This window comes from Aeromonas sp. 2MA4 (genome assembly GCF_029237305.1).
Classification (GTDB): domain Bacteria; phylum Pseudomonadota; class Gammaproteobacteria; order Enterobacterales; family Aeromonadaceae; genus Aeromonas; species Aeromonas salmonicida.
Genome location: NZ_JAACFY010000002.1, coordinates 176,562 through 202,642 on the forward strand (window position 1 = coordinate 176,562; position 26,081 = coordinate 202,642).

The 26,081-nt window shown below is 58.4% G+C and carries 24 protein-coding genes and 1 other RNA gene; 14 read left to right on the forward strand and 11 right to left on the reverse strand.

Annotated features, from left to right (window positions below):
* Window positions 1-7: 7 nt before the first annotated feature.
* Together GWQ31_RS03380 and GWQ31_RS03385 are read right to left on the reverse strand one after the other, a co-directional pair.
* Window positions 8-424 carry a prepilin peptidase gene (locus GWQ31_RS03380; protein ID WP_265462218.1) on the reverse strand — a complete coding sequence of 139 codons (417 nt, stop codon included), beginning with the start codon at window positions 422-424 and terminating at the stop codon, window positions 8-10.
* Entirely contained in the window at window positions 421-624 is a 204-nt protein-coding gene (locus GWQ31_RS03385) for a Flp family type IVb pilin (protein ID WP_005312855.1), read from the reverse strand. The genes GWQ31_RS03380 and GWQ31_RS03385 overlap by 4 nt, the downstream gene beginning before the upstream one ends.
* A gap of 221 nt (window positions 625-845) precedes the next feature.
* On the opposite strand from GWQ31_RS03385, the gene GWQ31_RS03390 reads away from it, so the two are divergent.
* The 4 genes from GWQ31_RS03390 to GWQ31_RS03405 all read left to right on the forward strand — a co-directional run bounded on the left by GWQ31_RS03390 (window position 846) and on the right by GWQ31_RS03405 (window position 5,764).
* Complete coding sequence (locus GWQ31_RS03390) at window positions 846-3,887, forward strand: DUF1566 domain-containing protein (protein WP_275908633.1); 3,042 nt, start codon at window positions 846-848, stop codon at window positions 3,885-3,887.
* A gap of 1 nt (window position 3,888) precedes the next feature.
* Entirely contained in the window at window positions 3,889-4,608 is a 720-nt protein-coding gene (locus GWQ31_RS03395; RefSeq protein ID WP_169046486.1) for a DUF1566 domain-containing protein, read from the forward strand.
* A gap of 120 nt (window positions 4,609-4,728) precedes the next feature.
* A complete protein-coding gene (locus GWQ31_RS03400; RefSeq protein ID WP_011898937.1) occupies window positions 4,729-5,067 on the forward strand; it encodes an outer membrane protein assembly factor BamE in 339 nt (112 codons plus the stop codon).
* Window positions 5,068-5,128: 61 nt separating this feature from the next.
* Window positions 5,129-5,764 carry an NAD(P)H-binding protein gene (locus GWQ31_RS03405; RefSeq protein WP_265448283.1) on the forward strand — a complete coding sequence of 212 codons (636 nt, stop codon included), beginning with the start codon at window positions 5,129-5,131 and terminating at the stop codon, window positions 5,762-5,764.
* Window positions 5,765-5,808: 44 nt separating this feature from the next.
* Here GWQ31_RS03405 and GWQ31_RS03410 read toward each other — a convergent pair whose 3' ends face one another.
* From GWQ31_RS03410 to GWQ31_RS03425, 4 genes are all read right to left on the reverse strand, one after another.
* Entirely contained in the window at window positions 5,809-9,483 is a 3,675-nt protein-coding gene (locus GWQ31_RS03410) for a DEAD/DEAH box helicase (protein ID WP_275908634.1), read from the reverse strand.
* A 211-nt stretch (window positions 9,484-9,694) separates the two neighbouring features.
* A complete protein-coding gene (locus GWQ31_RS03415) occupies window positions 9,695-10,042 on the reverse strand; it encodes an RnfH family protein (protein WP_059113643.1) in 348 nt (115 codons plus the stop codon).
* Window positions 10,035-10,469: an SRPBCC family protein gene (locus GWQ31_RS03420; protein WP_005312837.1), complete on the reverse strand. Its 435-nt coding sequence runs from the start codon at window positions 10,467-10,469 to the stop codon at window positions 10,035-10,037. The genes GWQ31_RS03415 and GWQ31_RS03420 overlap by 8 nt, the downstream gene beginning before the upstream one ends.
* Window positions 10,470-10,508: 39 nt before the next feature.
* Window positions 10,509-10,772: a hypothetical protein gene (locus GWQ31_RS03425; protein WP_275908635.1), complete on the reverse strand. Its 264-nt coding sequence runs from the start codon at window positions 10,770-10,772 to the stop codon at window positions 10,509-10,511.
* A 40-nt stretch (window positions 10,773-10,812) separates the two neighbouring features.
* Here GWQ31_RS03425 and smpB point away from each other — a divergent pair, with 40 nt between their 5' ends.
* Both smpB and ssrA read left to right on the forward strand, forming a co-directional pair.
* Window positions 10,813-11,301, forward strand: a complete 489-nt coding sequence (smpB, locus tag GWQ31_RS03430; protein ID WP_005312834.1) for an SsrA-binding protein SmpB — start codon at window positions 10,813-10,815, stop codon at window positions 11,299-11,301.
* 122 nt (window positions 11,302-11,423) lie between these two features.
* Window positions 11,424-11,783: a transfer-messenger RNA gene (gene ssrA, locus GWQ31_RS03435) on the forward strand.
* A 237-nt stretch (window positions 11,784-12,020) separates the two neighbouring features.
* Here the strand turns inward: ssrA and dsdC are convergent.
* On the reverse strand, window positions 12,021-12,965 hold the full coding sequence (dsdC, locus tag GWQ31_RS03440) for a DNA-binding transcriptional regulator DsdC (protein WP_275908636.1): 945 nt from the start codon (window positions 12,963-12,965) through the stop codon (window positions 12,021-12,023).
* Window positions 12,966-13,190: 225 nt separating this feature from the next.
* Here dsdC and dsdX point away from each other — a divergent pair, with 225 nt between their 5' ends.
* From dsdX to GWQ31_RS03455, 3 genes are all read left to right on the forward strand, one after another.
* Window positions 13,191-14,528: a D-serine transporter DsdX gene (gene dsdX, locus GWQ31_RS03445; protein ID WP_275908637.1), complete on the forward strand. Its 1,338-nt coding sequence runs from the start codon at window positions 13,191-13,193 to the stop codon at window positions 14,526-14,528.
* A 16-nt stretch (window positions 14,529-14,544) separates the two neighbouring features.
* Window positions 14,545-15,876, forward strand: coding sequence for a D-serine ammonia-lyase (locus GWQ31_RS03450; protein ID WP_169046498.1), 1,332 nt, complete (start codon window positions 14,545-14,547; stop codon window positions 15,874-15,876).
* A gap of 340 nt (window positions 15,877-16,216) precedes the next feature.
* On the forward strand, window positions 16,217-16,393 hold the full coding sequence (locus tag GWQ31_RS03455; RefSeq protein WP_005312753.1) for a hypothetical protein: 177 nt from the start codon (window positions 16,217-16,219) through the stop codon (window positions 16,391-16,393).
* A 68-nt stretch (window positions 16,394-16,461) separates the two neighbouring features.
* Here GWQ31_RS03455 and icd read toward each other — a convergent pair whose 3' ends face one another.
* The gene (icd, locus tag GWQ31_RS03460) at window positions 16,462-17,715 is read right to left on the reverse strand and encodes an NADP-dependent isocitrate dehydrogenase (protein ID WP_005312750.1); all 1,254 of its coding nucleotides are present in this window, start codon (window positions 17,713-17,715) and stop codon (window positions 16,462-16,464) included.
* A 201-nt stretch (window positions 17,716-17,916) separates the two neighbouring features.
* Window positions 17,917-18,792 (reverse strand): AraC family transcriptional regulator, encoded by an 876-nt coding sequence (locus tag GWQ31_RS03465; RefSeq protein WP_275908638.1) that lies wholly within the window; start codon window positions 18,790-18,792, stop codon window positions 17,917-17,919.
* A 132-nt stretch (window positions 18,793-18,924) separates the two neighbouring features.
* Between GWQ31_RS03465 and manA the strand changes: the two genes are divergently transcribed.
* Window positions 18,925-20,124 carry a mannose-6-phosphate isomerase, class I gene (manA, locus tag GWQ31_RS03470; protein ID WP_275908639.1) on the forward strand — a complete coding sequence of 400 codons (1,200 nt, stop codon included), beginning with the start codon at window positions 18,925-18,927 and terminating at the stop codon, window positions 20,122-20,124.
* Window positions 20,125-20,353: 229 nt separating this feature from the next.
* Here manA and GWQ31_RS03475 read toward each other — a convergent pair whose 3' ends face one another.
* On the reverse strand, window positions 20,354-20,503 hold the full coding sequence (locus tag GWQ31_RS03475; RefSeq protein WP_021138017.1) for a hypothetical protein: 150 nt from the start codon (window positions 20,501-20,503) through the stop codon (window positions 20,354-20,356).
* A gap of 708 nt (window positions 20,504-21,211) precedes the next feature.
* Here GWQ31_RS03475 and GWQ31_RS03480 point away from each other — a divergent pair.
* From GWQ31_RS03480 to GWQ31_RS03495, 4 genes are all read left to right on the forward strand, one after another.
* Window positions 21,212-23,119 carry a PTS fructose transporter subunit EIIC gene (locus tag GWQ31_RS03480; protein WP_265421249.1) on the forward strand — a complete coding sequence of 636 codons (1,908 nt, stop codon included), beginning with the start codon at window positions 21,212-21,214 and terminating at the stop codon, window positions 23,117-23,119.
* Between the two features lie 222 nt (window positions 23,120-23,341).
* The gene (locus GWQ31_RS03485; RefSeq protein ID WP_265421250.1) at window positions 23,342-23,629 is read left to right on the forward strand and encodes a hypothetical protein; all 288 of its coding nucleotides are present in this window, start codon (window positions 23,342-23,344) and stop codon (window positions 23,627-23,629) included.
* A gap of 41 nt (window positions 23,630-23,670) precedes the next feature.
* Window positions 23,671-23,913: a hypothetical protein gene (locus GWQ31_RS03490; RefSeq protein WP_265421251.1), complete on the forward strand. Its 243-nt coding sequence runs from the start codon at window positions 23,671-23,673 to the stop codon at window positions 23,911-23,913.
* Window positions 23,914-24,013: 100 nt separating this feature from the next.
* A complete protein-coding gene (locus GWQ31_RS03495) occupies window positions 24,014-24,796 on the forward strand; it encodes a hypothetical protein (RefSeq protein ID WP_265421252.1) in 783 nt (260 codons plus the stop codon).
* Window positions 24,797-24,823: 27 nt separating this feature from the next.
* Here GWQ31_RS03495 and GWQ31_RS03500 read toward each other — a convergent pair whose 3' ends face one another.
* A complete protein-coding gene (locus GWQ31_RS03500; protein WP_275908640.1) occupies window positions 24,824-26,020 on the reverse strand; it encodes a MalY/PatB family protein in 1,197 nt (398 codons plus the stop codon).
* Window positions 26,021-26,081: the final 61 nt, after the last annotated feature.

Here is a 26,081-nt window from a genome sequence, read left to right on the forward strand (position 1 = left end):
GGTGTGACTACATAAATAGAGGAGTGGTCAGACTCGCCGCCCACAAAATGGCGAATCCATAAGGCACAGTGACGGGCTCGGGAGATGGCCGGAAACGGGCATAAGCCAGGCATACGAGGCTGAGCACGCCACCCGAGAATGCCATCCAGAGCAGCAACTCGGGCCAGCGTCCGGATGCACCATAGAGGCAAACCGCCAGCAACTTGCTGTCACCGGCCCCGCACCAGCCCCTGTGATAGGCAAACAGCCCCAGCAGCAGTGTCAGCAGGGCCAGGGTCAGCGAAAGCGGATTGAACGGCAGCAGCCAAAGCGCCCAGAGTGCCAGTACCAGCACAGCCAGGTTGGGGACACGCCGCTCAAACAAGTCGCTGACCAGACACCAGCACGCCATCAATATGGCCAGCCACTGCCCGAGCGCTGTCACTTGCCCGCGGCATCCATGTTCAACCCCGCCACTATGGCGGTGAACTTCTCCTTCAAGGCCGTGATGAAGATCCCGTCCGAGCCGAAGATGGCGAGGATCCCGGCCGCCAGCCCCGCCGCCAGAATGCCGTATTCGATCGCCGTGGCGCCGGTGTCATCCTTCAGATAGTCCCCAAGGTAATCCCAAACTCGCATCTTCATTTTATTGTCCCTGTTTTTTATGCCTGAAATTAAACAGCGACAATATAATATTGAGATCGCAAACGAGAATCAATATCATTATCATAAAATGAAATAATTCGCAGAGTGAATTTTCGTTTTTGACACTTTTAACAGCAAAAAAAACTGCGCTAATCGTTCAACTCGCAAGAAGAGACTGGTTCGGCAGCTTATTCACCTATAGAACAATAATGGAGTCGATCTTGTTCAGGACAACGCGACCCCTGATCCTGGCCCTCTGCTGCGCAACCTTGCTGGCATGCAAGGCCGAGCTGGGTACCCCGGATCAGGAAGGAAACAACGGCAACACCAGTGGTAATAACGGCAGCAGTCAAACCACGCCTCCCCCCCCGGATCCTGTGACCCCGCCATCGGACAACAACACCGGGAACAACGGCAGCGGCACGGGCAACACAGGCAACACAGGCAACACAGGCAACACAGGCAACACAGGCAACACAGGCAACACAGGCAACACAGGCACTGTGACCCCGCCTACACCACCGGATCAACCGGACAAGGCACCAGATCCTGCCACCAAACCCACCAGCCTGGATCTGGCGGGTGCGCTCTCCATCACACACGAGCAGGGAGCCCAATTCGATATCCAGCTCTGCGCCGACAAGGTGTGCGTGACTCAGAGCGCCCTGGCCGACGGCAGCTTTGGGTTCAAACTCAAGCTGAGCCAGTGGCCTCAGGATAAACCACTGAGGTTGACCGCCAGCAACCGCCAGCAGAGTGCGTCTATCCTCAGCAGTCAGCTGCCCTCGCTGGAGCAACTGCTCAAGCAGGATCAGAATGGGGATGGCATCATCACCGAACAGGAGGCCCCCCATCTGCACCTCTCCCCCATGCTGCTGGCATACCAGAGCCTCACCACGGCACTGCAAAAACGGGAAGGCAGGCAGGATGTCACGGCGCAGCTGGTCAGCGATCCACAGCTCAATCACGGCATGGCCCGCGAGCTGACCGCACTGCTGCAACTGGTACTCGATGGCGACATTCCCCTCCCTGTCAGCGAGATCACCCAGCTGGCCGAGCACCTGGTCGCCTACCAGCAGGTTCAGCCAGGTGCTGACCTGCGAGAAGGGCTGTTGAACTATGCCGTCCAGCAAGGGACGGCACTGCCTGTCGATACGGAGACCATGCTGGCGGCTGCGGTCAAAGCCATGGCGGCCCTCGACACCCGCACCCCGGCCTATCAGCTGCACGCCACCTTCTACCCTCATCGACAGCTGACCCTGCAGGGAATATTCCCCTCGAGGCTTGGTGAGCCGACCGTCATGGTAGAGATAGGCGCCAAGCCCAATCACGATGGCCTTAACCAGAACTACTTCAAACCGGAACGCCCAATACGGCCACAGCGACTCCCCGTCAGGGCCCTGGATGGCCAGGTGCTTGACGGTCTGCCCGTCAAACAGGGCAACCAGTACAGCCTCACCCTCGCACTGCCGGACCTCAACAATACCTTCACCACTTGCCAGCCTGGCGAGAGCGAGACCAGCGACGACCTGATGCAGGACACCCTCACCCTGGTGGTACAGGATGAGAAGAGCGAAGTGGAATTGCGATCCGTACTCGGATCCCTGTGCGAACTGGTCAAGCAGGACGGCAACCGGGACGGCATCCTCACCGCCAGCGAATTCCCGCGCCTGCAAGTGGGCTATACCAGCACGGCCCAGCAAGCCCTGCTGCTCAAAGCCACACTCAGTGCCGGCATGGGCTCTTTCCTGGACTGGCAAGCCTGGACCCTGGCGGAGCTGGATCAAAAACTCAAGGCACTGCCGAGGCATCAGGTTGAGCTGCTGGCAGCCATGGTCGCCCTGCAGGCCGAGGGGGAGCTCTGGCAGCAACCCGTCAACCTGATCGAAGGCACTGATTTTCGCCAGCAACTGCTGAGCTGGCTGGAGATCAACATGGCCAATGAATATTCAACCGTGTCCCGCAACAATCAGATACCGGACCTGTTCAAACTGGAATCCGCCATCGCCGACAATAGCGGGCTGGGCCCCCTGTTGAATGCCAATCCAGACAAGAACATCTCCCACATCATCAAGGCGGCGGCCGGTCTTATCCGCAACTCGGAAAGCGATGCACTTCTCTATCCCGGTACCAGCACACCGGGTAGCTGGGTCACCCCCTACCCCAACAGCCCCCTATCCCCCGTCTGTCAGCGCGAGGTGTTGTCAGATCAAGTGATCGGCCTGGCCATTCTGGGCCAGGGCCGTGATCAGGATGGCAGCCACTGGGTCACCCTTGGCTGGCAACCCCAGGAGGGGGCGAGTCAGTATCGGATTGGCTGGGGGAAAACCCCGTTTGAGCATATTGAAAACGCCGAACAGCAAGGCAGCAGCCAGCAGACTCGCATCACCCTCAAGGGTCTCCCTCGCTATCAGGACTACCAGATAAGAGTGATGAGCGAAGGCGGCACCATCAGCGCCCCCCTCCACTATCGGACGGGCCAGTTGCATGTGGCCGATACCCGCATCACCCACAGCATGGGAGACGATGACGGCAAGCGGGGACGGGATCTGGACAATCGCTGCGATCCCCTGAGCGGTGAGGCCGTCAACAGCAATCAGGATGGGGTGCTTGGCGCTCGCTACATCAAGCTGGACAGCCAGGGACAACCCCTGCCACGGCAAGACCTCTCCTACAAACAGTTGCCCTTCGCCTGCGTGGTTGATGCCTTGAGCGGACTGGTATGGGAAACCAAGGTGCAACACAAGGATGGGGAATCCTCCCTGCACGATGACAAGAGCCTGTTTGCTTATGACGATATCCAGAGCGACAACGCCTTCAACGGCAGCTGCTATGACCCGCAAAGTGGCACCCTGGCAAGTGATAGAAGCCGTTGCAACCTGAAACGTCAGGTCAATCAGGTCAATCAGAGCAAGCTGTGCGGCCTGGATAACTGGCGCGCCCCGAGCCAGCAGGAGTTCTACGGCATCATGACCCTGACCAAAGAGAACCCCATTGCGCTCGATACCCGTTATTTCCCGCTCTATTCCGGCCTGGCATACACCTACGGCAAATGGAACAAGCTGGAAGGTATCTTTTACGGCTTCTGGACGGCAGATGTCATGCCAGTGAGCCGCCCGGTCGGCACCTGGAGCCAGGATGATGGCGGGCCGGATGCCTACAAGGTACGGCCAGGCTCTGACCTCAGAGGCAGTATCGCCCGCCAGTATCAACCCCATTACGTCATGCTGGTCAGCGATGGCTTCAAGGTCACAGGAGAATAAAATGCACCGCTATTTCCCCCCCCTATTGCTGATCGCCACCCTGTTGCCGGTCACCAGCCAGGCCAGCGAGTGTCTGCCTGGCTATCAGAACGATCACAACCGTTTCGTCAGCGAGCAGGTCGACACGGCCGAGGGCAAGCTGAACGTGGTCAACGACAGAGCCACAGGTCTGCAGTGGCTCTATTGCCCCTATGGTCAGCACGCCAGTACCGATGGCACCGGTTGCGAGGGCACACCCGCGTTTATTTCAACCCGCGCCAATGCTGAAGACAATCCCTTGATGGGCGTTATCAAGCAGGCCAACGACCGGCTTGGTACACCCGCACAACCCTGGCGGGCACCCGACATCAAGGAACTGTTTACCCTCTACAACAACCAGTGCCAGCCGGCCATTTATGCGGCACAAGGTTACCCTGCGACATCGCTCCAATCACAGATAGCAGCAGACAAAGACACCCTGTGTGCTGACGCAGCCTCCAAGTGGGATAAGGTAGCTGAGCAGTGGATCGAGGCTCCCGATGATGTCAAAACTGCATGCCGCGCAGCTGAACAACAACTTTGGGCACTGGCCAACATCGCCTTTGGTTCAGACAGTTCGGGGGGGGAAGGATACGACTTTCTGAACTTTGCCGGCAGCGGGGAAACCTTCAACGTTGGCGGAATAGGATTATCCAGCGTCATGCTGCGACTGGTCCGCCCCATCCCCACCGTTGAGGAGTGATCCCATCGGCCAGAGGGCCAGGCGCCCTCTGGCTATTTTTTCCATGGCTTTTACTTCCGCCAAGGGAGTAGGTATGATTCGGCCAGCGTAAAAGACTTGAATGGATGATCTGAACTCGATATGCGGATGAAACACCTGATTGCCGCGGCCCTGACCGCCCTCACCCTGTCCGGTTGCAGCCTGGTCTATCGCATCGATATTCCCCAGGGCAACTATGTGGAACAAAAACAGGTCGACAAACTGCGCCAGGGCATGACCCGCGAACAGGTCGAGTTCGTGCTGGGCTCCGCCATGCTGCGCGATGGCTTTGACCCGAACACCTGGTATTACCTCTATGAATTCCAGCCGGGGCGCGGCGAAAAAGAGCGCAAAGAGCTCACCGTGACCTTCGCCAACGACAAGCTGGCCACGGTCACCGGCGACTTCCCGTTACCTGCGGCCTTCCACACCCCGCTCTGATCGCATTCACAAAACCGGCCCAGCGCCGGTTTTGTTTTATCTCGTTCGCAAGGAGTGCTTGATGAGCCAGATCCTGATTGCCGGTGCCAGCGGACTGATCGGCACAGCCCTTGTCCGCCAACTCGATCCCGCTCACTCACTGACCCTGCTCTGTCGCAAGGCGGGTGCTCCCCAGCCCCGGCATCACTGGCTGCCAGCCGACTTCGAACAACTGGCGGATCTGGACCTGCCCTCCCCTGTCGACATCGCCTTCTGCTGCCTGGGCACCACCCGCAAGCAGGCAGGCTCTGACGACGCATTTCGTCGGGTCGACCACGACTATGTGCTGGCTTTTGCCAAGCTCGCTCTCCGCCACGGCTGTCAACGCCTCATCGTCGTCTCGAGTCTGGGAGCCAACCCACGCTCACCGGCCCTCTATCCCCGCACCAAGGGGCAGATGGAACAGGCCTTGCTGGCACAATCCTGGCAACGGCTTGCCATAGTGCGCCCCGCCATGCTGCTCGGCAACCGCCAGCCGCCACGCCGTTCCGAGCAATTTTTTCAGGCACTCTATCCGCTGCTGCGTCCCCTGCTCATCGGCAAGCTGCGCCGCTGGCGCGCCATCGACGCCAGCCAGGTCGCCCACGCCATGATAGTGCTCAGCCAGCAGGAACATGGTATCGAGCTGGTGGAAAACGAGCGCCTGCAACGTCTTTAAGCTCTGCTCCTCAATACCCATCCTGAAAGACGCGGCCAGAGATATCAGTTCGCCGATAACAGGTTTTTGATCACCTCAGCATCGATCTGTGCCACCTGATGCTGATCGCCCAACACGCCTTCGGCCAGCTCCCGCTTCTGGGCATGCAGCGCCACAATTTTCTCTTCCACCGTCTGCTCGCACACCAATCGATAGACGGTGACCGGCTCAGTTTGACCCATCCGGTGAACCCGATCGCTGGCCTGATCTTCTACCGCCGGATTCCACCAGGGATCGAGATGGATAACCGTATCGGCCTCAGTCAGGTTGAGCCCGGTGCCTCCTGCTTTCAAACTGATCAAAAAGAGCGGTATCGCGTCGGTTTTAAAACGTGCGATCGCCTGTTGCCGCTGCTTGGTGTTGCAACTGCCATCGAGATAGCAGTAATCGAGCGCCACATCGGCCAAACGCTGACGCAGCAGGGTCAGCAGATCGACAAACTGGCTGAAAATCAAGATCCGGTGACCGTTGTCGATGGCCTCCAGCGCCAGCTCCATCGCCGCATCCAGTTTGCTCTGTGGCTGCGACCAATCGGGCAGCAGCAAGGCGGGTGAACAACAGATACGCCGTAACCGGGTGAGGTTGCTCAGCATCAACATCAGGTTGTGCCCCTCACCACTCTCCATCTGGCTTAATGCTTCGCGCCGGCTCGCCTCATACAGGGCAAGTTCCGGCCCGGAGAGCTGGATGTGATGAACGATCTCGGTTTTTTCTGGCAGCTCGGCCAACACTTCGCGTTTGAGGCGCCGCAACACAAAGGGCGCGATAACTCCTTTCAACTGGGCAAGATGGGCCGGATCACGACTCGCCTTGCCAAACCTCTGTTTGAAATGGGTTTTATTACCAAGCAGACCCGGGTTAATAAAGTTGAACAGGCTCCAGAGCTCACCGAGATGGTTTTCAACCGGAGTGCCACTCAAGGCGAGTCGAAACTCGCCATCGAGCTTGAACAGCGCCTTGGCGCGCGCCGTGCTGGCATTTTTAATCTGCTGCGCCTCATCGGCCACTATGGTGGCCCATTTAATCTCGCCAAGCTCGGCATGGCTGGACACCAGCCCATAGGTAGTCAACAGCAGGGAGCCCGGCCCCAGATTGGCCACTGCTGCGCCCCTGTCTTGCTGCTCATTGAGCACCTGTACCGTCAGCTCAGGGGCAAAACGGGCCGCCTCGTCACACCAGTTGGTCAACAGCGAAGTGGGCACGATCACCAGCGCAGGCCCCTGCTCTTTTCTAAGCCGAAGCAGGGTCAACGCCTGGATGGTTTTGCCCAGCCCCATGTCGTCAGCCAGACAGGCCCCGAAGCGGTGCTGTGCCAGATTGGCCATCCACTGCACCCCCACCCTCTGATAATCGCGCAGCGATGTCATCAGCTCGGCCGGACAACTGGCCTGCTGGCGCCAGGCGTCGGTCAGCCCGCGCCATCCTGCATCTCCGCTGACCGCGCTCTGCTCAAGCAGGTGCATCAGTGGATAGGCCAGCCGCTGGCTGACCTGCTGCTTGTCATCCACCAGCGCCGCCAAGGTGGTCAACCGCGCCAGCAGTGATTCGCTCAACATCAGCTGAGCCTGTTTACCCTCAATGGTGATATAGCGCCGGCCACCGGCCACTTGCCGCAACAACAGCCGTAAATCGAGCACCTGCTGCTGATCGACCTGTAATTCGCCGTCGATGGCAAACCACTCCTGCTGTTGCTCTATTCGCAGAGTCAGCGCCTCTTCGCCAATCAGATGCATCCTCTGGCTGTCGCTGTGCCATTGCAAGCGAACCCCCAGTTCATCAAGGGCGGCGAACCGTTCCAGCATGGGGATCATCTCAACGCCGCTCAGCGACCAGGGGCCCTTGCCCACCAATTCCAACGCCTTGGCCACTGTTTTGGTCAGGGCGCGCTCTTGCTTCAATGACCGCTGCCAATAGTGATGAGGGGCTTGCCAATCTTTAATGAATTCCGCCCCCAGCCCCAAGGGGATCGCCTTGCCCCCCGCCAACTGGTTAACCAGCTGCAGGTTCAGGGTCTCTTTTTGCAAATCAGCCAACATCACCGCATCGATGGGACAAGGGCTTAGCCGGGTATGACTGCAGAGCGCCGGATGCTCACTGATCCAATCCAGGTCTGGTTGATTGTTGAGGGTATCTGCCAATTTAGGCAGCGCTTCGGCTGGCAGTTCAGGCATGCGCGCAAGATGGGGCAACAGCTCTTGCACCTTGGCTGGCACCGCCTCCACTTGCCACAGATCGGCGGCAATCGGGGTAATTTTCTTGCGGTTGGTTACCGATACCGCTTTACCGTCGCTCATCAGGGTCGCTTGCCAGCGACCCTCACGCTCTTCAATGGTGACCAGTGGTGAGTTGAACAGCAGGGCCAAGGGCGTGCCATCACTGGTTTGCAGGCGGGGATGTTCTGCCAATATCCGCAATGTACCGAGATCAGGGGCGCAGTAGTAGTTATGCCGCATGCTATGAGCAATGCGCAGATCCTGCTCGTCAGCCACCTCGGGATAGAGGTTGTCGATATCCCACAGGTTGTGAATCACCCGACCACTGCTCCAGCCGCCTTTGACACTCTCCTTTTGCAAGCGGCAAACCAGCTCGTCGCCACGCTTGTCAAGCTGCCACACCAGCCGTTCACATTTACCTACTTCCTGCTGTGGCGATGGCAAGCTGGCGAGCCAACGCTCCCACTGTGCAGGGCGATGAATCGCAAAGATGCCAAGGGACGTTGACTTATCCAGCAGCAGACGCAGCAAATCCTGACACAGCGCCATCAACAGGTGCTGTGGGGGCGCCGCTAAAAGGGGCTCTACTTGCCAGGTTGCCAACTCGCCAACATCAACGCCTGACTGCTGGGCCTGCCATAGCAAACAGAGCACCAGCCACAGTTGCCCCCAAGCTATGTGAGGTTGGGAAGTAAACGCCTCAACAGGACCACGCCACTCTCGCATCAAGATAGCGGGCGGCATCCGACCTTTCTCGCCCAGTAGCAACAAGGGTTCCACCAGCCAGGGATGCTGTTTTTTCGCCCATGTCATCGCCTGCTTGTGCCACTTGAAGATATCTCCCCCCACAACTGCAAGCAGACCGAACCAAATCACGGTCAAACCACCGGGGAAAAAACCCTTCTGGCTGGCACGAACACGCCATGTCAGCAACGCCAGCTCCAACGCGGCCGCTTGCCCGGTCCCATCACCTTTATAGCCACGCAGCAAATCGACAAGCTCGCTCGGACCTCCCGGATAGTCAGACGTCTGCAGCGTCAGCAGACAATCCTGCTCGAACTGCATATAGGAGAGCTGATCTGCCATCACTGGCCTATCCCCCTCCGAACACAACTCTCCCCAAGAGTAACTAGGGATTCCATTGAGGAACTCTTCCTCATGCCAGCATCTTGCAATCACCTGCTGTAACTTGAGGGACAGGTAACCAAAAACTCGCGTCGCGCCCATGGCGCCGAACACTTCCCTGTCTGCCTCACGCAACTCACGCTGATGCCAGACTGCCTGTTTTCCCTGCATCAACAGCCTGGCATAGGCGATGTAATTCCAGTTGGAAAAGCGCACGTCACCGGGGAGAGCCTGAGGCTGACTGAAATAGAGATAGAGCAGAAACCAGAACCCCTCTGTCGCCAACGTATAGATCCCGTTTCGCTCCAGATGAATCATCTCGGTATCGACCAACTCGGCCAATGCTGTCCTCTCAGCCGCTTTGAGCGTATGACCCATGAACCGACCAAGTTGAGTCACATTGCATTGATGGTGGTTTGCCACATAAAAGAGCAGCTGGTTATGAATAGCGGTAAATTGCATGGCAGCAGTCCTGACATAATCGAGGTTGCAGTGGTTACAGCAGAGGCTTGCAGGTGTCAATCCGGGAGTGATGACGAACAAACGGGAGCCATTATTCCCCTCGCTTGCGGTTGGTATTGGGCCGGCCGCCAGTCACCACATCGGCGCGCCCTTCTTCTTTGGCCTTCTCTGCCCGCTTCTTGCGCATCTCTTTCGGATCGGCAATGAGCGGACGATAGATCTCGATGCGATCCCCATCCTGCAGCAACTCGGAACCCTTGACCGGACGGCTGTAGATACCGAACTTGTTGACCGACAGATCGATCTCTGGGTGCTTGGTCACTATGCCGGACTGCTCGATGGCAGCCAGCACGCTCGTCTCGGGGGCAACCCGGATGCGCAGCACCGTCTGGCGCTCGGGCAGGGCATACACCACCTCGATATTGAGTAAATCAGACACCGTACACCACCTTGGCGCGGTTGGAGAAAGCGAGCACCATGGAACCCACCAGATCGCGGAAAATCTGGCCAAATGCCAGCTCGATCAACTTGGACGTGAATTCGAAATCGAGGTCGAACTCGACCTTGCAGGCATCCACATCCAGCGGCGTAAAGGTCCACCAGCCAGCCAGTTTGCTGAAGGGGCCGTCCACCAGCTCCATTTTGATCTGCCGGTTGGCATCGAGCTGGTTGCGGGTGGTAAACGTCTTGGCAATTCCCGCCTTGGCCACATCCACCGAGGCCGTCATGTAGTCATTGCCGGTTTCGTGAACGCGGCTGCCGACACAACCGGGCAGAAACTCCGGATAAGCGTGAACATCATTGACCAGCCGGAACATTTGTTCGGCGCTGAACATCACTAGGGCACTGCGAGTAATACGGGGCATGGGTTTTCCTCATCCAATCGGGCCGATTTTATCACCTTGTCAGCTAAAATCACCGCCGAAACTGCTCACAATGCCATCACTCAAGCGGTTGCGCGTTTTACCACCGCCGCCACCCACCTCTAAATCACCGTCCCGGCCAACATCTCCACCGAAACTGCTCACAATGCCATCACTCAAGCGGTTGCGCGTTTTACCGCCGCCGCCACCCACCTCTAAATCACCTTCCCGGCCAAAATCACCGCCGAAACTGCTCACAAAGCCGCCACTTGAGCGGTTGCGCGTTTTACAGCCGCCGCCACCCACGTATAATGCGCCTTCCTAATCATTGCCAAAGGCGCCCGTCATGAGCAAAAAGAACAGTAAAAACAAAGCCGGGTCCAGCACCATTGCACTCAACAGAACCGCCCGTCACGAGTACTTCATTGAAGAACGTGTGGAAGCCGGTCTGTCCCTGCAAGGGTGGGAAGTCAAATCCCTGCGGGCGGGCAAGGCCAATATCAGCGAAGCCTATGTCATCTTCATGCAAGGCGAAGCCTTCCTGTTCGGCTCCACTTTCTTGCCACTGAATGCCGCCTCCAGCCACGTGGTGTGTGACCCGACTCGCACCCGCAAACTCCTGCTGAGCCGCCATGAGCTCGACAAGCTGGAGAGCCTGACTGCCCGTCAGGGCTACACCATAGTGCCGCTGGCACTTTACTGGAAAGAGTGCTGGGTCAAGGTCGAGATCGGCCTGGTAAAAGGCAAGAAAGAACACGACAAGCGGGAAGACACCAAGGCCCGCGAATGGGATCGGGAGAAAGCCCGCATCATGAAGAACAAGCATCGCGGCTGATTGTGCGCCGCCAGCGCTTGCGCGGCGTCCAATAAACCAGCAATCGACCGGCCAAGGCCGGTCGATTGCTATCAACGCCTTGCCATGACAGGATTTTTGCGTACAATCGCTTTTGACAACTTGGGGCTGATTCTGGATTCGACAAGATTCACGAAACCCAAGGTGCATGCCGAGGTGCGGTAGGCCTCGTTAACAAACCGCAAAAAAATAGTCGCAAACGACGAAAACTACGCACTAGCAGCTTAATAACCTGCATAGAGCCCTTCTACCCTAGCTTGCCTGTGTCCTAGGGAATCGGAAGGTCATCCTTCACAGGATCGTGTGGAAGTCCTGCTCGGGGCGGAAGCATTAAAACCAATCGAGCTAGTCAATTCGTGGCGTGTCTCTCCGCAGCGGGTTGGCGAATGTAAAGAGTGACTAAGCATGTAGTACCGAGGATGTAGTAATTTTGGACGGGGGTTCAAATCCCCCCAGCTCCACCAAACGTTTGGAAAGGGCCGCTTCGCAAGAAGTGGCCCTTTTTATTTGTATCCTGTTTCCATCCCGTATCGAACGATTGAGCCTTTACTGACAGTTCATTCTGCTAACTCGCTGAGATATGAGACAAACTTCCCCGAGTTCTCCGGTTCCTCTCATGCCATCTACACCGTTTTTTGCCGGGTATTCGCCCTCCATCCTGCACGCCAGACGAGGAATAAAACGGCGATTGGCCCTGCCGCTTATTGTGTCTCCCCTGCCTGGGCGCAGACCCAGTCGACAAAGGCCTGGATCTTGGGGCACTGACGGTTGGGCAAGGTTGCTATGTAGTAACGCTGCTCGCAGCGCACCTCCATGCCAGAGAAAGGGGCAACCAGTTCATGTCTGGCCAGCCGCTTGCTCACCAGGTTCTTGCGGCCCATGGCGACCCCGGCGTGATTCATGGCAGCTATGATGGCGAGATCGGAGCGATCGAACCCCATGTTCGACTGGCAGGCGTCGAGGGAGATGCCGCACTGGCGAGCCCAACTGCTCCACTCATCGCTGTCCGAGTCATAGCCCCAGGCCTGCCTGTCGTGCAGCAGGCGACAGCGAGGCAAGTGGTCAGGATTGTCCAGCAGCCCATGCTGCTCGGCATATTCGGGGCTGCAGACCGGTACCATGTACTCATCCATCAGCGGGTGGATGGCGAGCCGCTCAGGGAGTTTGTCATCGAAATAGATAGTCAGGTCTATGCCATAGCCGTGCAGATTGATGTTCTCGTTACCTGTCATGACGTTGAGATCGATCTGGGGATGCAGGCGAGAAAAATCCGCGAGCCTGGGCACCAACCAGCACTGGGCGATGGAGGGGCGGGAGTAGACCGTCAGGAAACCGGACAGTTCCTGATGCTTGATCTCCAGGATCTCCTGATTGATGAACTCCAGCGATGACTTGAGCGCCCAGAAGACTCTTTGTCCCTCTGCGGTCAGCATCACCTTGCGGTGAAAGCGCTGGAACAGCTTGAAACCAAGCTCCTCTTCCAGCGCACTGATCCTGTGGCTCACCGCACTGGGGCTCAGCGCCAGCTCATCCGCCGCCAGGGCAAACGAGCTGTGGCGAGCCGCCGCCTCGAAGGTATGCAGCTTGGATAGCTGATAACCGTTCAGCAGCTTGTTTCTCGATACGTAGTTGTCTTCGGTATACATCTGGCACGCCTCTTCGCCCCAAAAAACGCACAGATGATAGCCAGAAAACCCGCCTTTGGATGCAGCCAAACAACTCAAATTTCATCAAATAAGATAAATGTGATGAATGTGGCACCTTTGCATCAATCTGGATCATCCAAGACGCCATTTTCATCATTTGTCAGCCGCCCGTCATTTTCATTCAATAGGCGCCTAATCATCACTCATGACACATAGAGGCGCAGTATGAATTCTGAAGTGTGGGTCGTCGGTACCTTGCTGACTAGCATCATTCTGATTGTCTTCACCATAGTGAAGGGCAAGGTACATCCTTTCCTGGCTTTGCTGCTGGCGAGCTTCTATGTCGGCACCATGATGGGGATGAACCCGGTCAAGATGGTCAACGCCATGGAAGAGGGCATAGGCGGCACCCTGGGCTTTCTCGCCGCCGTCATCGGCCTTGGCACCATACTCGGCAAGATGATGGAAGTATCTGGCGCGGCGGAGCGCATAGGTCTCGCCCTGCAAAAGTGCCGCTGGCTCTCGCCTCAGGTGATCATGGTGCTGGTCGGTCTGGTGTGCGGCATCACGTTGTTTGTCGAAGTAGGTGTGGTGCTGCTCATTCCCCTTGCCTTCTCCATCGCCCGCAAGACCAGAACCTCGCTGCTGACCCTGGCCATCCCGCTCTGCACCGCCCTGATGGCCGTGCACTGCATAGTGCCGCCCCACCCGGCCGCGCTCTACGTCACCAATCAGCTGGGTGCCGACATAGGTTCCGTCATCGTCTATGGCCTCGCGGTCGGGCTGTTTGCCTCCCTGGTGGGCGGCCCGCTGTTTTTGAAGCTGCTCGGTAAACGGGTGCCGTTCAAGGAGGTACCCGCCGCCTTTGCGAATATAGAGGCGCGCGATGAGGTGACCCTCCCGACCCTGGGCGCCTCCCTCTTCACCGTGCTGCTGCCCATACTGCTGATGCTGGCCAAGACGGTGGCCGAGCTCAACATGGATCACGCAAGTGGCCTCTATACCCTGCTGGAGTTCATCGGCAACCCCATCACCGCCATGTTTATCGCCGCCTTCACCGCCTACTACGTGCTGGGGATCCGTCAGCACATGAAGATGGAAGGGCTGCTGAACCAGACCGAGCAGTGCTTCTCCTCCATCGCCAATATCCTGCTCATCATAGGGGCAGGCGGCGCCTTCAACGGAGTGCTCAAGGCGAGCGGCCTGGGGGACAGCCTGGCGACCATCCTCTCCCAGCTGGACATGCACCCTATCCTGCTGGCCTGGCTGGTGGCCATAGTGCTGCACGCAGCCGTAGGCTCGGCCACGGTCGCCATGATGGGGGCCACTGCCATCGTCTCCCCCATCATGGTGCACTACCCCGAGATAAGCCCCGAGATCATGACGCTCGCCATCGGCTCCGGCGCCATTGGCTGCACCATGGTAACCGACTCTCTGTTCTGGCTGGTCAAGCAGTATTGCGGCGCCACTCTGAACGAAACGCTCAAGTACTACACTACCGCCACCTTTGTCGCCTCCCTGGTGGCGCTGGCCGGTACTTTCCTGCTCTCCTGTATCGTGTAACAAGACCGAGAACACTATGAAAAACATCGACGTACAACAGCTCACCAACCAATTCCCGCTGGTGCAATCCCTGATGGCACTCGAGCCCGTGACCTGGTTCAACCCCAAGGCCAGCACGCTGGCGGTTGGCCTGCCCTATGTGGGACTGGATGGCAGCGATGTGGCGGATGCCTCAGCCCGGCTTGCCCGCTTCGCCCCCTACATGTGCGAAGCCTTCCCGGAGACCCGTGCCAGCAAGGGCATTCTGGAGTCCGAGATCGCGGCCATCCCGGCGATGCAGGCAACGCTCAATGCGCGTTACGGCGTCGAGGTAACCGGCAAGTTGCTGCTGAAAAAAGACAGCCACCTGCCCATATCCGGCTCCATCAAGGCTCGTGGCGGTATCTATGAGGTGCTGACCCATGCCGAGCGGCTGGCCATCAAAGCCGGTCTGCTGCGGAAAGAGGATGACTACCGCAAACTGTTCACGGACGAGTTTCGCCACTTCTTCGGCCAGTACAGCATTGCGGTAGGCTCCACCGGCAACCTCGGCATGTCCATCGGCATCATGAGTGCCAAACTCGGCTTTACCGTCACCGTCCACATGTCCGCCGATGCACGGGAGTGGAAGAAACGCAAGCTGCGCGAACACGGCGTCATAGTCGTGGAATACACCGAAGATTACGGGGTGGCGGTAGAGCAGGGTCGCAAGGAGGCCGAACGCGACCCCAACTGCTTCTTTATCGATGACGAGAACTCCCGCACCCTGTTCCTTGGTTACTCGGTCGCGGGCGAGCGGGTGAAAAAGCAGTTCGATGAGATGGGCATCAAGGTGGATGCCGAGCACCCGCTGTTCGTCTACCTGCCCTGCGGCGTCGGCGGCGGCCCGGGTGGCGTGGCCTTTGGCCTGAAACTCGCGTTCGGTGACCACGTACACTGCCTGTTTGCCGAACCGACCCACTCCCCCTGCATGTTGCTGGGGGTCCACACAGGATTGCACGACAATATTGCGGTGCAGGATCTGGGCATCGACAATCTCACCGCCGCCGACGGCCTCGCAGTGGGGCGTGCATCCGGTTTCGTCGGCCGCGCCATGGAGCGACTGCTCGATGGCTTCTACACCCTGAGCGATCAGGAGATGTATAACCTGCTGGGGCTGCTGGCGCGGGATGAGCAGATCAAACTCGAACCCTCTGCCCTGGCCGGCATGCCGGGCCCGTGGCGCATCGCGGCCGATCGCGAATGGCCGGCGGATCGCGGCTTCGATACCGCTACTCTGGCCCGGGCCACCCATCTGGTATGGGCTACCGGCGGCGGCATGGTGCCCGCCGAAGAGATGGAAAAATACCTGACTACCGCCAAAATTTGATCTTTTTTCACCCGATAAACCCGCCACTCTGGCGGGTTTTTCTCTTCATGGATCAGCAAGATGGCACATCCTTTGCCTTGAACATGAGCACGCCACGTCTCCTCCTGCGGCTGCCAATCCCCCCAAGTTGGTTATTTTGTGATAAGATAGGGTCCGTTTTTTGACATCTGCGCCCAGTTCGCACCGTTATCCGGCGAGATCGCCACCCAATCCGGTGATAACAACGAACAGAGGTGCGCAGAAAAACAGTGACCTGGTTGAGTCAGGTCTGGTCGCAGTCGAGAGGCTGTTTTACCAGACGGGCAACACCCAAGGGCACCTTAGATAAGGAGATCGGGCAATGAAACAATATCAAAGCTGGCTGGGACAATATCTGATGAGTCGCCGCGATGGAGATCACGCCATGGCATCCGAGCTCGCCAACTCCATCTGCGAGTTCTGGCAGACCCAGGGTGACGAAGCCGAAAGCAGCAAATGGCAGCAGCGCTATCAGCAACACGCAGAGCAAGCGCAGTAAGCCACTTGACTCTTCACCGATAAAAAACCGGCGCTCATGGCGCCGGTTTTGCATTTTAGTCTTACCGCTTACATCTGATCGACCATGTCCTGGGCGAACTGGGAGCAGGAGCGCAGGGTGGCGCCTTCCATCAGACGCTCGAAGTCATAGGTGACCGTCTTGTTGGCGATGGCCGCTTCCATGCCCTTGATGATGAGATCGGCCGCTTCGACCCAGCCCATGTGGCGCAGCATCATCTCGGCAGAGAGGATCAGCGAACCCGGGTTGACCTTGTCCTGACCGGCGTACTTGGGCGCAGTGCCGTGAGTCGCCTCGAACAGAGCCACACCGTCGCCGATGTTGGCACCCGGCGCGATACCGATACCACCAACCTGAGCGGCCAGGGCGTCGGAGATGTAGTCACCGTTGAGGTTCATACAGGCGATGACGTCGTACTCGGCCGGACGCAGCAGTATCTGTTGCAGGAAGGCATCGGCGATGACGTCCTTGACCACGATAGTCTTGCCGGTTTTCGGGTTCTTGAAGGAGCACCAGGGGCCACCGTCGATGAGCTGGGCATCGTACTCTTTCTGGGCCAGGGCATAGCCCCAATCCTTGAAGGCACCTTCGGTGAACTTCATGATGTTGCCCTTGTGCACCAGGGTCACGGAGTCGCGATCGTTGTCGATGGCATACTCGATGGCGGCACGCACCAGACGCTCGGTACCGGCCTTGGACATGGGCTTGATGCCGATGCCGCAGGACTCGGGGAAGCGAATTTTCTTCACGCCCATCTCGTTTTGCAGGAAGGCGATCACCTTCTTGGCTTCGTCGCTGTCCGCCTTCCACTCGATACCGGCGTAGATGTCTTCGGCGTTTTCGCGGAAGATCACCATGTCGGTCAGGTCAGGACGCTTGACCGGGCTCGGGGTGCCTTCGTAGTAACGGACCGGGCGCAGGCAGATGTAGAGATCCAGCTCCTGACGCAGGGCCACGTTGAGGGAGCGAATACCGCCACCGACCGGGGTGGTCAGCGGGCCCTTGATGGCCACGCAGTATTCACGAATGAAATCCAGGGTTTCGGCCGGCAGCCAGGCACCTTCGCCATAGATATGAGTCGACTTCTCGCCGGTATAGATCTCCATCCAGGCGATCTTGCGCTCGCCTTTGTAGGCTTTCTCGACCGCGGCATTGACCACATTCAACATGGCCGGAGTCACGTCCACACCGATGCCATCCCCTTCAATAAACGGAATGATCGGATGGTTGGGAACCTGCAGCTTGCCGTTGGCATCGACTGTGATTTTCTGGCCCTGGGTCGGGATAACTACTTTGCTTTCCATCGGCATCTCCTAACTTCCGTTTGTTATCAATCTGTAAGTTGCGCGCGGCCATCTTAGCCCATTCGTTTTCATAATCAAATGGCGAGCACGCATGTCAGACCATAGTCGAGTACTGGATCACAATGCGGCCGGCTCGCTCGCCCCTGCATACATTCGGCGCCATCCAACCCTGTTGTACTCGGGCCCAGACGGCGGCATGACTCATACCACCAGCCTATCCCCCTGCCCTTGCGGCTGACTCAGGGAGCGGTACTGTGAGGGGGTCAGCCCGGTCTTTTGCTTGAACACCCGGCAAAAATAGTTCACATCGCCGTAACCACAGCGGCTCGCCACCTCTTCAAGGCGGAAGCGGTACTTTTTCAGCATGAATTTGGCCCTGTCGATCCGCACCCAGCTGATGTAATCGGCCAGGCGCATGTGGCCCTGCTCGCGAAACAGGTGGGAGAGATGGCTGGCCGACACATTGAAGCGGTGGGCGATGGAGTCGCGGGTGATGGGGCGGTGAAAGTTTTCCTGGATATAGATGCAGATGCCATGAAACAGGTCTGCCCCTCTTGGCCGCTCGGCGGCGGATTCCGCCAGCAGCTGGCGGGCACTGGTGAGCAGCGCCTGCAACAGGTGGTTGTCGGTGGGGGAGCGGCCGGGATCCTCGGTCAGCACATTGAGCGCCGCCAGTATGTGTTCGATCACGTGGCCGGCCCGCGCCATTATGCTGTGCTTTTGCACATCGAAAAAATCGGGGTCTTCCCGCCGCTTGCTCACTAGGCTGAAACCGAGCTGGCGCTTGCCAAACAGCAGGCTAAGCACCGAGCAGTCCGTGGTCCACTGCGGCTTGTTCCAACCGTTGGGGGGAATATAGAGCGCCTGCCCCGGCAGTACGCTTATCTCCTTGCAGCCCAGCTCCTTGTCCCAGACCTGGTTGAGGTATTCGCCGCTGAACACCAGTTCGAGGCGGGGAAAGTTGACCTGATAGCTGAAACTGGGCGGCACCCCCTGATCCTGGGCAAACCAGATCTGCTCAAAAGGAGCTTGCTCATGGAGGGCGCCATCGAGCAGTTGGCTGAAGATAAGTGACATGCTGATCCTGATCAAAGAGAGAGAGGCAAGCGGTTGCGGCGGCCACAACCGCCCATGTTATAGTCCGGCCCACAGCAGCAATGCCACCCTTTTCTTCACCCGACTTTCTTCACACTAAATGAGGCATCCCTTATGAGCAGTCGCGATCTGCCCTCTTTTTTGTTAATGCAAAATCCGATTCAAGGTTACGACTGGGGCAGCCATGACTCCCTCACCACCCTGTTTGGCATCTCCAATCCGACGGGCAAACCCCAGGCCGAGCTGTGGATGGGCGCCCACCCCAACGGCTGCTCCGAGGTGACCCTGGCGGGCAGTGCCCAGAAGCTCTCGGTGGTGATCTATGCCGCCCCGGCCGCCGTGCTGGGTGAGGCCACCGTCACCCGCTTCGGCAGCCTGCCGTTCCTGTTCAAGGTGCTGTGCGCCGAGAAGGCCCTCTCCATCCAGGTACACCCGAGCAAAGCCCAGGCCGAAGCGGGCTTTGCCAAAGAAGAAGCCGCTGGCATCCCCATCAAGGCGGGCAATCGCAACTACAAGGACCCCAATCACAAGCCGGAGCTGGTGTTTGCTCTCACCCCCTATCAGGCGATGAACGGCTTTCGTGCCATTCCCGCCATCCTGGCGCTGTTCGATCGCATGGCGCTGCCAGTGCTGACCGACCTGACCGAGGCGCTGCGCCAGTCACGGAATGAAGCTGGCCTGCAGCACTTCTTCCACCAGCTGCTGATCCTCAGCGGTGAGCGCAAAGATGAGGCACTGGCTGGCCTGCTAACCTACGCCAGCGCACATCAGGATGAAGAAACCTTTGCCCTCATCACCAACCTGGCCGCCCAGTACCCGGGGGACGTGGGACTCTTCTCGCCGCTCTTGCTCAACGTCGTGACCTTGCAGCCGGGTCAGGCCATGTTCCTCGATGCCTGCACCCCCCACGCCTATGTGCGCGGTACCGGCCTCGAGATCATGGCCAACTCTGACAATGTGCTGCGCGCCGGTCTCACCCCCAAATACATAGACGTGGCCGAGCTGCTGGATTGCACCCGCTGCCTGCCCAAGCCAGATGACCAGATCCTGCTGGCCCCCCGCGTAGAGGGTGCCGTACAGCACTTCGATGTGCCGGTGCCGGACTTCACCTTCAGCGTCTATCCGGCAGGCGAGCATCAGCTCACCACCGCCAGTGCCGAGATCCTGTTTGCCATCGATGGCACTGCGACGCTCAAGCAGGGCGACGAGATGCTGCGCCTCGAGAAGGGTCAGTCCGCTTTTATCCCTGCTGCCACCGGCCACTACCAGCTGCTGGCCGAAGGCCGGGTCGCCCGCGCCGGCAACCGCTGCTAAGGCGTGAACCCGGCACGGGTTCAATGACTGAATAAACGCACAAGGGCCATCACTGATGGCCCTTGTTGTTTTTCTTTGGAAATCATCTTCACCGTTAGCCTGCCCTGCATGACGTGTACCACCTGACTAATAAAAACCCCCACCTCCTTTGCGGGCTGTGGGGGTTGTACTTTTCTGCTTGATGACGATGACAACTGGCTTGGCTATCGGCCAGTGACAGGATCAGCGGCTACTCATCCAGTTCATCCGGTTGCCGTTCCCCTGCCCGTATCTGTTGCAGTTCATCGACTCTGGCTTGCCACTTGTCGTGGGCCTGCTTGAGCTCCTGTTGCTTGAACTCTTCACGCATGGTGTCGATCTTCTGGTCAAGTGTTTCCATCAGAATGTCTCCTTACATCATTGGGTTAGCATGACAAGGTTAAGACTGGCTGACGGCGCTATTGGCCAACCTGCTCACCTAGTCAGACACCCCGATCCCCATAACTGCCCAACGAAATAAACGATTGATTATCTCTAAACCAATCTAAAAAATGGGTGATAGCTTCTTATGAAGCCATGCAGCCCATGCTCCCCAAGCTGGCAGATGACCATTCTGCCCACCCAGATTGTGCTGCAATATCAAGGGTCTATGCATATACCCAAAGAGGCCAATCCTCTGCGACAGCTTGTGCCTGGCCTCCTTTCCTTGCCCCGGCTTGCCAATACAGACATAGACGGCAAAAGAAGATCCCCCTCCCCGGCAGCACTTTTGCCAAACGGCTCACATTCAAGAGACGGTTAAAGGGTTCAAAACCCCGTCCCAACCTCCCCTTTTGCAAGAGGGCGGAGCCGCAACGCCTCTTGCCCATCATTCCAGAGAAATAATCAAGTACTTGTTTTTAAAAAGATTTAAATCCATTCAGCCCAGCTCTCACCTGACAATCAAAGTGCGAGCCTGCTCACAGGGCCGGGGCATTGACACAAAAATCCAGTAAAGGGCACATATATCCGATTTCGGTGACATAGCTTGGGCGAAACAATAGGCAGGTCAATCGTTTGCTCCATTCGTTACTCATATCACCAGGGCTCGCAGAGCCAGGAGACACCTATGCTCACCACCTTGATAGATGAAGGACTGATCTGCCTCGACATAGCGGCCAACGACAAGCAGGGATTGTTTGTCGAACTGGCCGCCCGGCTCAAAGCCTGCGGCAAGATAGGCAATCAGGATCAGTTCGTGCGCGACCTCTGGACACGGGAAAACCTCGACAACACGGGTTTTGAACAGGGAGTTGCCCTGCCCCACGCCAAAAGCGAAGCCGTGTTGCAGCCCGCCATCGTCATCGGCATCAGCCGGCAGGGGATCGACTACGGCGCCGAAGATGGGCTGGCCTCCAGACTGTTCTTCATGATTGCCTCCCCGGCGGGCGGCGCCAATCACCATATCGAGGTGCTGGCCGAGCTCTCCACCAAGCTGCTGGAACCCGGCTTTATCCCCCAGATGCAGGCGGCCACCAACAAGGCCGAGGTGCTGTCACTGCTGGCGGCCACGGCGCCTGTCGGCGTTGCCGGCAAGCAGCCGGTGCGCGCCGAGGCAACAGCTCAACCGCGAGTCCAAGCGCCCGAGCCCCAGGATCGCAGCATCAAGGCCCAGCTCAATACCCTCAAGCAGCACCTGCTGTTTGGCACCTCCCACATGATCCCCTTCATAGTCGCGGGGGGCGTACTGCTGTCACTCTCCGTGATGATGAGCGGCAAGGGCGCCGTGCCCGAGGCGGGCGTGCTCAAGGACATGGCCGACATGGGGATAGCAGGGCTCACCCTCTTTACCGCCGTGCTCGGCGGCTACATCGCCTACTCAATGGCGGACAAGCCGGGCCTGGCACCCGGCATGATCGGCTCCTGGATAGCGGTGCAGCAGTTCCACACAGGTTTTCTTGGCGCCATCCTGGTGGGCTTTATCGCCGGCCTCATCGTCAATCAGCTCAAACGCATCAAGCTACCAGACTCCATGAGTTCGCTCGGCTCCATCTTCATCTATCCGCTGATCGGTACCTTCCTGGTGTGCGGCATAGTGATGTGGGTGATAGGGGCGCCCATCGCCGCCATGATGGAGGGGATGAACCACTGGCTCTCCAGCATGGCGGGATCCGGCAAGGTGATGCTGGGCGCCACCCTGGGTGGCATGACCGCCTTTGACATGGGCGGCCCGGTCAACAAGGTGGCGACCCTGTTCGCCCAGACTCAAGTCAACACCCAGCCCTGGCTGATGGGCGGGGTCGGCATCGCCATCTGCGTGCCACCGCTCGGCATGGCGCTGGCGACCCTGCTCTCACCGCGTCGTTACAAGAAGGAAGAACGTGAAGCGGGCAAGGCGGCCGCCATCATGGGCATGATAGGCATCAGCGAGGGGGCCATTCCCTTTGCCGCCGCCGACCCGGTACGGGTCATTCCGGCCATAGTCGCAGGCGGGATCGTCGGCAACATCACAGGCTTCATGATGCACAGCATCAACCATGCCCCCTGGGGTGGCTGGATAGTGCTACCTGTGGTCGAAGGCAAGATGGGTTATATCTTGGGAACCGTGCTCGGCGCCCTGACCACGGCCATTATCGTCAACCTGCTGAAAAAGCCGGTGACCGAGGATGAGACAGTGACAGCCGCCGACAGCGGCGATCAGATCATCGAAGCGGAAGGGGAAGCGGACGTGCTCGCCATCACCGCCTGCCCCTCAGGGGTGGCCCACACCTTCCTCGCCGCCAAGAGCCTGCAAAAGGCGGCCGCCAAGGCCGGGATCAAGTTGAAAGTAGAGACCCAGGGCGCCAACGGCATCATCAACCGCATCAGCGCCAAGGACGTAGCCAACGCTCGCTGTGTCATCCTGGCCCACGATGTGGCCATCAAGAACCGGGAGCGCTTCGCCAATATCGAGGTCATCGATGTGAAGACCAGGGAGGCCATCCACAACCCGGAAGGGCTGCTGGCCCGCACTCTAACGGGCAGCAAGGTAGCCTGACGAGGGCGTTTAATCCGGTGTGCAGCAGGAGGGGCCGAGGGCCCCTTCGTTTATTTCAATCCATAGACTCTCAATGCCAGGCAGGAGCCAAGCACCAACCCGCTAACCGTTACCCGGACGGGGATAGCGCACTCAGCCCATGGAAATATAAGATAGGAGCCATATTGTGCCTTCGCCTGCCAGCCGGCCTTGCGACCGCACATGGACGGAGCCTTGCACAACATGGAATTGACGGACGTACTGCTCACCCTGGCGGGTCTGGTGACCGCCGGCATCATCCTCAAGAACCGCTCTGTCACTCAGCCCGACTGGGACAAGCTGCCCACCTTGGCCGAGTACCTCAACCTGCATCCCGAGTGCGCCACCGAGGATGACGAGAACGCCAGCTGCTACGCCTGCGGTTCCCACAAGGTACTGTTCAGCCCGCTGACCGGCTCCGGTGATTACCGCCTGCGTCACACCTGCCTTGCTTGCGGCAAGGTGCTGTTTCGCAGCCGCGCCATTCTCTGATCCAGGCCCCTTATCTCGCTTTCTCACCAAGGAGTCACATCATGGACCTCTTATGGCTGTTTGGCCTGCTTTCCCTTGCGGCCAGCCTCTATGCCATGCGTTTCTGGGACAGGCGCCACGCCCACCCCGAGTGCACCACCGACGATGCACTCGGGGTCCGCTGCTGTGCCTGCGGCTCGGACAAGGTACTGGGTTACCCCCAGACCGGCTGGTACGACAACCGCTTTCGCCATACCTGCCTCGCCTGCGGCAAGGTGCTGTATCGTACCGAAGAGCCCCGTTGAATAGCCCCAAACCATCGTCCTCTCTTCATTGATATGACACGAACTGGGACTCATGAATAGATGAACACAACCCAACTCACTTGAGACAGGGAGTAGTCACATGGAGATAGATTTAACCGCCTTGAAGCGGAAATGGCTTAAGAAACATCTACAAGAACTGCGGGCTTCAAAGGACGAGGATGAAGATAAAGAAGGCATGCTGGGATTTGTCGGCATTCTATGCGCTCTAATCCCCTTGCTGACGGCAACTGTGTACTTTGTGGGGATGCGCTATTACCAAGGTTATCTGGGGCAATTCAGACTGGACTCAACAGAGTTTTCTCTATCCGCCGACATTACGCTTTTTACCGGTTTTTATCTGCTAATTCAGCTGCTTTTACCCTATGTATTTCCATTACTCGCTGCGCTAGGAATGCTGTTTCTTGCTCTCTTTGTCATGCTGTTTGCCGTGAAGTGGCGGCTAACACTCTCCTGGTGGATTATCCGCTTCTTTGTGCTGTGCCCCCTCGTGCTGAAGGGGGGAAAAATCGCCAATAACTATCCGGCCCCCTTTACCTTCAACGCCATGCTCTGGCTAAGAAACTCTATTATCAAGCTCGCTGTTTTTGTCGTGCCTCCCTTGCTGGTCATCATGGCATCTGAACATATCAAACCCCTGGGAGAAGAACTGGCTCGTAGCCAAATTACCCACCTAGAACAAGGCAACTGGCCGCTAACCGAGGCCCATAGCCAATCCCCTCTGCTGGGGGATGAACCCCATATCCGCATCGCCTGCAACAACTCCCACTGCGCCTACCGCCTCAAGGGTGGCGACACCCTGATCCTGCGCTTCGATCAAATAGAGCAGACCCGCTACAAGCCTGAAAAGGCGGCCTCGAAATAACAACCGCCGCCCGAGGGCGGCGGTTCTCTATCCGGCAAGCAGATCCTGCAGCGCACCAATCAGGGCGTCGAGGCCTTTATCTACCTTAGATCGCGGACAGCCGACGTTGAGGCGGATATAGCCTGTGCCTTCCGGGCCGTAGGTGTCGCCGCGCATGATAGCGACCCGGTATTTCTCCACCAGCAAGGTTTGCAGCGCATCCATCCGTTCGGTGGAGTCGATACCGAGGCCGTTCAAGTCAATCCAGGCGAGATAGGTTCCCTCGGGCACACGATAGTCGATGGCGGGTAAGGCTGCGTTAAGCCGCGTCGCCACATGAGTGAGGTTGCCGTGCAGATAGGATTTGAGCACATCGAGCCAGGCAGCCCCGTCCCGATAGGCGCTGATATGGGCCAGCACCCCCAGAATGGGCGGCGATGAGAGACCATGGGCCGCCTTGAGCCGCTGCAGATAGGCGGCCCGCGCCGCTGCGTTGGCAATAAAGGCGTAGGCACCGCCAAGGGCGGGAATATTGAAGGATTTCGAGCCCGAGCTCACCAACGCCCAGTGATCGTCCGGCGCCACTTCGCTCCACGGCAGATAGCGGGCAAAACTCACATCCATATGGATGTCGTCCGAGATCACCTTGACTCCGTGGCGCAGGCAGATAGCGGCCATTCGGCTCAGTTCATCCCGCGTCCAGACCCGGCCGGTGGGGTTGTGAGGGCTGCACAGAAGCAAAATCCGGCAATCGGAGCGGGCCGCCTGTTGCTCGAAACATTGCCAGTCGATCTGGTAACGCCCCTGCTCTTTTTTAAGTGGACAAGGCAGCAACACCCTGTCGTTGGCGGCCAGCATATTGCCGAAGGCGTCGTAGGCGGGGGTATGTACCAGCACCCCCTCACCCGGCGCCGACCAGAGGCTCACCAGCTGGGCAATCACATAGATGACAGAGGGGCCATAGACCAGGGTTTCGGGGTCGAGCTCTGCCCCGTAGCGGCGAGCAAACCAGTCGTTCACCGCCCCCTTGAAGTCGCCGTGATTCCAGCGGCTGTAGCCAAATACCCCGTGTTCGAGCCGCGTTGCCAGGGTCTGGCGAATGCAGGGGGCAGTCTCGAAATCCATGTCGGAGATGGTAAAGGGAAGCAGGTCGGCGTGGCCGAAGCGGTCGACCACATAGTCCCACTGGGTGCAGTAGGTGCCGTGGCGATCGACCACGCGGTCGAAGTAATCAATATTGCGCATTAATTTTCTCCCTCCATAAACAGGAGACATATTGGGAGAGGCAAAGAGGGGGGCTTGCGCC

Bases quoted from the DNA above. Each gene is read 5' to 3' on its own strand.
- GWQ31_RS03385 (WP_005312855.1), bottom strand. From the start codon at position 624: ATGAAGATGCGAGTTTGGGATTACCTTGGGGACTATCTGAAGGATGAC.
- GWQ31_RS03395 (WP_169046486.1), top strand. From the start codon at position 3,889: ATGCACCGCTATTTCCCCCCCCTATTGCTGATCGCCACCCTGTTGCCG.
- GWQ31_RS03400 (WP_011898937.1), top strand. From the start codon at position 4,729: ATGCGGATGAAACACCTGATTGCCGCGGCCCTGACCGCCCTCACCCTG.
- GWQ31_RS03405 (WP_265448283.1), top strand. From the start codon at position 5,129: ATGAGCCAGATCCTGATTGCCGGTGCCAGCGGACTGATCGGCACAGCC.
- GWQ31_RS03420 (WP_005312837.1), bottom strand. From the start codon at position 10,469: ATGCCCCGTATTACTCGCAGTGCCCTAGTGATGTTCAGCGCCGAACAA.
- smpB (WP_005312834.1), top strand. From the start codon at position 10,813: ATGAGCAAAAAGAACAGTAAAAACAAAGCCGGGTCCAGCACCATTGCA.
- dsdC (WP_275908636.1), bottom strand. From the start codon at position 12,965: ATGTATACCGAAGACAACTACGTATCGAGAAACAAGCTGCTGAACGGT.
- dsdX (WP_275908637.1), top strand. From the start codon at position 13,191: ATGAATTCTGAAGTGTGGGTCGTCGGTACCTTGCTGACTAGCATCATT.
- GWQ31_RS03450 (WP_169046498.1), top strand. From the start codon at position 14,545: ATGAAAAACATCGACGTACAACAGCTCACCAACCAATTCCCGCTGGTG.
- GWQ31_RS03455 (WP_005312753.1), top strand. From the start codon at position 16,217: ATGAAACAATATCAAAGCTGGCTGGGACAATATCTGATGAGTCGCCGC.
- icd (WP_005312750.1), bottom strand. From the start codon at position 17,715: ATGGAAAGCAAAGTAGTTATCCCGACCCAGGGCCAGAAAATCACAGTC.
- GWQ31_RS03465 (WP_275908638.1), bottom strand. From the start codon at position 18,792: ATGTCACTTATCTTCAGCCAACTGCTCGATGGCGCCCTCCATGAGCAA.
- manA (WP_275908639.1), top strand. From the start codon at position 18,925: ATGAGCAGTCGCGATCTGCCCTCTTTTTTGTTAATGCAAAATCCGATT.
- GWQ31_RS03475 (WP_021138017.1), bottom strand. From the start codon at position 20,503: ATGGAAACACTTGACCAGAAGATCGACACCATGCGTGAAGAGTTCAAG.
- GWQ31_RS03480 (WP_265421249.1), top strand. From the start codon at position 21,212: ATGCTCACCACCTTGATAGATGAAGGACTGATCTGCCTCGACATAGCG.
- GWQ31_RS03485 (WP_265421250.1), top strand. From the start codon at position 23,342: ATGGAATTGACGGACGTACTGCTCACCCTGGCGGGTCTGGTGACCGCC.
- GWQ31_RS03490 (WP_265421251.1), top strand. From the start codon at position 23,671: ATGGACCTCTTATGGCTGTTTGGCCTGCTTTCCCTTGCGGCCAGCCTC.
- GWQ31_RS03495 (WP_265421252.1), top strand. From the start codon at position 24,014: ATGGAGATAGATTTAACCGCCTTGAAGCGGAAATGGCTTAAGAAACAT.
- GWQ31_RS03500 (WP_275908640.1), bottom strand. From the start codon at position 26,020: ATGCGCAATATTGATTACTTCGACCGCGTGGTCGATCGCCACGGCACC.